General features: G+C 67.1%; 1 protein-coding gene. It reads left to right on the top strand.

Annotation, left to right across the window (positions count from 1 at the left end):
• The coding region (locus AC0IYH_RS29075; protein WP_471837468.1) for a TonB-dependent receptor domain-containing protein at nucleotides 1-637 on the top strand (637 nt) is incomplete at its 5' end.
• Nucleotides 638-647: the final 10 nt, after the last annotated feature.

Consider the following 647-nt stretch of genomic DNA (forward strand, 5'->3'; position numbering starts at 1 on the left):
ATGTCGCCCCGGACATCGCCGTCAACCGCAATGCCGCTCCGCCCGCGCTCCGCACGCGTCAGATCGACGGTGGGCTGAGGATCGCGCTCGGCAAGACCCTGCAAGCCGCGATCGGCCTGTTCGACGTGCGCAAGCCGTACTTCAACCTGACGGCGCCGACATCTACCGCCGTCTCGGCGAAGTCCGGCACCGCGGCGTCGAGGGATCGCTCAGCGGCACCGCGTCGCCTGCGCTCAGTATCGTCGCCGGGGCAGTCCTGCTCGATCCGCGGGTCAGCGGGGCGCTGGTGGAAGACGGCACGATCGGCGCGCGCCCGGTCGGCGTCACGCGCAGCCGGATCGTGCTGGCACTCGACCTGCATCCGCCCGGATGGAACGGCTCGTCGCTGGATGTGCAGGTGACGCGGCATGGCGGATCGTTGGCGGATCAGGCCAATATCGTGCGGTTGCCGTCGCGGCCCGTCGTGGCATTGGGGGCCCGTCATCGGCTGCATCTGGCGGGACGCGACGTGATCGCGCGGGTGCAGGTCAACAACCTGTTCGATACCTATCGCTGGGTCGCCAACGCATCGGAAGGATTGTACTTCAACGCCGGGCGATATGTATCGTTATCGCTGGCGGCGGACCTGAACGTTTGATTTATAGTGC

This window comes from Pseudomonas sp. AC463 (assembly GCF_979253585.1).